This is a genomic window from Vibrio minamisatsumaniensis, assembly GCF_050337445.1.
GTDB lineage: Bacteria > Pseudomonadota > Gammaproteobacteria > Enterobacterales > Vibrionaceae > Vibrio > Vibrio artabrorum.
The window spans coordinates 1-3,411 of sequence record NZ_JAKJSY010000150.1; the positions used below are offsets into that span (position 1 = coordinate 1).

Genomic DNA, 3,411 nt, shown 5'->3' on the forward strand with positions numbered 1-3,411 from the left:
TCGTTTGAGTTTGGCATTTTCAGTGGCGAGCTCCCTTTCTCTATCGCTGATTTTCGCATCTTTTTTGACGGCTTTACGCCACCCATAAATTTGAGATTCATATAGCGAAAGCTGTCGTGCGGCAGCAGAGACACCGACTTTCTCTGCTAACTTAAGCGCTTCGGCTTTAAATTCAGGAGCATGTTTGATTCGTGTTTTCTTAGTTGTCATTGTTCACCTCGTTAGTGATTGTACTCACTTAACTCGGTGTCCAAAACTTCTGGTGCGGATCAAAAACTCTATTCACTCGTTTCACGCAATGATGGGGGCGAATAACAATATCTATGTAGATAGCCTGAATAGTGTGTTCTTAGATCCTAATGACTTTATTACTCGCTGGCTTGAGGGGCTAAAGGTACAGGTAAAGAAAAGGGCAGAAGCTGATACTTTAAAGCCAAAGTCATATGGCGTAAATCGTGAGTTTTTTCTCATGCACGCCCTTCAAGACTTGGTTCTTCGTGAGTATTTATTTTTGTTCTTAACAAGAAACTTCTATCGAAATTTCAAAGAAAGAATCCGTAGTAAGCCGAATGAGTCACTATGGTCTATATGGTTTGGCAGCGGAAACCTTGTGTGGGGTTTGTTGATCTCTCCAGAGATGCGAAATGATGACTGGGCAGTAGACAGATCTGAAATTAGAAGATCGGACTTCAATTTTTGGACAATTAGGCATGTTATGAAAACAGGTCTAATTGATCCTGAGTCTAACGAACCTGTTAAGTTTAAAAATTCTGACGACTTTATTCAATTCTACCGCAGTGTGTTAAAGAGAGTATCTAACTCTCAATATGAGAAAGCTATTGCCGATCGATACATAGATTATCTGAAGAAATCAGATACTCCATATGAAGAACCTTTTCTCATTCCCGAACTAAGGTATGCAGGCAAGGAGACAAAGCACAAATATCGCCTTGATTATACGATATTAAACCCATACACAATGGAGTTGGTTGGGTTTGAGATAAGTCCATCGTCGACACATATGGCAATTCCAAAGATCAAAGACGTTAAAAAAGTCGAAATGAATCGGGATCTGTCACTGAAGTGGACGAAAGAGATGGAAAAACGAAACGACTATTTCTCAAAGTTCGGTATTACTACGATCACTTTTACGGACGAAGAGCTAAAAGATATAGACGCATGCTTTGACAGAATCTCAAAGTATTTATCAACGAGAGGAGTAGCCCAAAATACTCTAACGGGGTCTTTGGATAAGGTGAACGAATTGTTCCGTGCACTTTCGTTATAACGCTGCGTTATAAGCTTAGAGGCATGAATTAAACAAAATGAAAACGAAATTGATAGATGTGATTAAAAGTATCAGCGGTAGAAAAATATTTAGTGGTATTTTAGCTATATCGACCCTTTTAGGTGGTTATGTCGCAGTCGTGGATATTTGGGGCGAAGAGAGTGTTGAGTTACCTAGCTCAACTTCGGAAAAGCCTCGTTCAAACAAATTAGCATATGAAAAAGATTGGATTCCTATTACCTATGGTAGCCTAGACGAGTTTAGGGCGTTTCTAGAGCAAGGCACAGGGAAAGTCGTTTCCATTCATTCAAGTTTTTCACTAAATGCAGTACATCCTGAAAGCTTCTTATTACATGATGTGTGCAAGTTTGATGACTTCATAGATACGGTAGTACATTCGCCAGACAAGATTTCGGATGTCTCTCTTGGGATGCCGTATTTTGTTAATACTATTTCAGACGAACAATGGCAGGAATATTCCGATACAGGTGAGTATGCGTCGGAAATGTACCGTGCGGTTAACTGCATGGATCAAATAAGGTTAGTTGTAAAAGATCCCCGTAGTCTGCGCTTTAGTTATGGTGGCACAGGTACGATCTCGTTGCCAATTTTTGGGGACTTTCTTATTGAGAAAAGAGCACTAAGTGGGCCTAGAATTGAATATACATTACGTGAAATGTGACTAAGCTTATAACAGACTGTTTAAGAGTGATTCGCAATGCTTGGCACTTTCGGTTTGAATCAACTTTAGTGTTTACGGCACAATGCTTTAGTTAGGTGGTAGCGTTGCTCACTACTTAATTTGGCGTTATTGCCTAAGAGGAATTATGGAAACAATCTATAACGTCATTCAAGAAAATCCAGAGTACTTCGCGTGGGTTTTTGGTGTTGTGAATGTGCTTTGGGGCGTATTCATATACTTCAATAAACAAACTCATGACAAGAATCTTAAAAAAGTGGAGCAGGATTTAAGGTATCAGGCTGATAGACGGCTAAAAGTATTTGACCTCAAAGCGCGAGAATATAGCAATTATGTTACTGAGTTAGATGCGTTTGGGAAAAAAGCAAAAATTGAGTTACCAGAAAGGATGCAGCCAGTATTTGATGAGTACTTAAAAAGGTATATGGCGGCTAGTTCAACAGGCAATGATGTTGAACAAAGGGAAGTCATCTCTTGGTTCAGTCTGCAAATTGCAGCTTTTATGCGTGAGGGCCAAGCAGATTTGCTCAAATTGAAATTTGAATCTAACCGTCTAAAACTGATAGCGACTGAAGAAATGCTAGCGACCTTTGAATCAATAGAGCAACTTACAGATGAAGCTACCGAGCATGCTAACAAGTTCATGAAAGGGTTCATAAATATAGTTATCAACGAAGAAAATGATAAAGTTCAGGAGTATCAATCTGAAGCCAATCGGCTAGGGAAGAGCATTCAAGAAAAAACTGATTTACTCTTGAAACAGATGCGTAATGAGCTGGGTGAAATTTAGGCATAACAAGCATTTAAGGCTTCAAGATACTTTTTCTAATCCAATTTTGGCACGTTAGAATCCATACTCTAACGTGCTTTTGTCCAAAAATGAGTTAGTCCCTCAGGTCAATTTAAAGATAAGCAGCTGCGAATGATCACTTTATTCGTGGCCGCCATCTTCCTCTACTTTATCTAAATCCATCTCTTCCTCAATCAAGTTTGCCAACTCATCCGCATGCGCAGTATGAGCATCTAATCCCTTGAGTAGGTCTTGCTCGGTACAAGTCTTCTTATCCATTTCTGTAGCCTCACTAGTAAGCGATTTGATAGAAAGTATATCACTGGCGTGGGATTGATTCGGAAGCTTGAGAAGGGCTCTTTGTATGCGCCCCATAATCCCACGGGGCGTTTTAATTTCAGTGTGAGACGTTCCAAGGCAGAAGAGAGTTAATATCAGGCTCTGGCTTTGCCAGTTCTTTCATACATTTGACCATGTAATCGTAGAGTATCAGTCCGTTCGCTTTCGCCGTCTCGATGATGCTATACAGCAAAGCACTCGCATCAGCACCAAGCGGATTCGTCGAGAATAACCAATTTTTTCTGCCAATGACCAGCGATTTGATTGCGCGCTCTGCTCGGTTGTTGTCGATAG

At 40.3% G+C, this 3,411-nt stretch carries 6 protein-coding genes; 3 read left to right on the forward strand and 3 right to left on the reverse strand.

The window, feature by feature from the left end:
• Nucleotides 1–210 (reverse strand): transposase (locus L4B77_RS19640; protein WP_429752516.1); only part of this gene is annotated, 210 nt, incomplete at its 3' end.
• A gap of 88 nt (nt 211–298) precedes the next feature.
• On the opposite strand from L4B77_RS19640, the gene L4B77_RS19645 reads away from it, so the two are divergent.
• The 3 genes from L4B77_RS19645 (at nt 299) to L4B77_RS19655 (ending at nt 2,778) form a co-directional block, all read left to right on the forward strand.
• The gene (locus tag L4B77_RS19645) at nt 299–1,288 is read left to right on the forward strand and encodes a topoisomerase II (protein ID WP_429752518.1); all 990 of its coding nucleotides are present in this window, start codon (nt 299–301) and stop codon (nt 1,286–1,288) included.
• Between the two features lie 37 nt (nt 1,289–1,325).
• Nucleotides 1,326–1,970 carry a hypothetical protein gene (locus L4B77_RS19650; RefSeq protein WP_429752520.1) on the forward strand — a complete coding sequence of 215 codons (645 nt, stop codon included), beginning with the start codon at nt 1,326–1,328 and terminating at the stop codon, nt 1,968–1,970.
• Between the two features lie 145 nt (nt 1,971–2,115).
• Nucleotides 2,116–2,778, forward strand: a complete 663-nt coding sequence (locus L4B77_RS19655) for a hypothetical protein (protein ID WP_429752522.1) — start codon at nt 2,116–2,118, stop codon at nt 2,776–2,778.
• A 141-nt stretch (nt 2,779–2,919) separates the two neighbouring features.
• On the opposite strand, the gene L4B77_RS19660 is transcribed toward L4B77_RS19655, so the two are convergent.
• Both L4B77_RS19660 and L4B77_RS19665 read right to left on the reverse strand, forming a co-directional pair.
• Complete coding sequence (locus tag L4B77_RS19660; protein ID WP_429752524.1) at nt 2,920–3,057, reverse strand: hypothetical protein; 138 nt, start codon at nt 3,055–3,057, stop codon at nt 2,920–2,922.
• A 118-nt stretch (nt 3,058–3,175) separates the two neighbouring features.
• Nucleotides 3,176–3,411 (reverse strand): transposase domain-containing protein (locus L4B77_RS19665; protein ID WP_429752526.1); only part of this gene is annotated, 236 nt, incomplete at its 5' end.

Excerpts from the sequence above, each read along its gene's own strand:
- L4B77_RS19660 (WP_429752524.1), bottom strand. The coding sequence starts at position 3,057 with ATGGATAAGAAGACTTGTACCGAGCAAGACCTACTCAAGGGATTAGAT.
- L4B77_RS19650 (WP_429752520.1), top strand. The coding sequence starts at position 1,326 with ATGAAAACGAAATTGATAGATGTGATTAAAAGTATCAGCGGTAGAAAA.
- L4B77_RS19655 (WP_429752522.1), top strand. The coding sequence starts at position 2,116 with ATGGAAACAATCTATAACGTCATTCAAGAAAATCCAGAGTACTTCGCG.
- L4B77_RS19645 (WP_429752518.1), top strand. The coding sequence starts at position 299 with ATGATGGGGGCGAATAACAATATCTATGTAGATAGCCTGAATAGTGTG.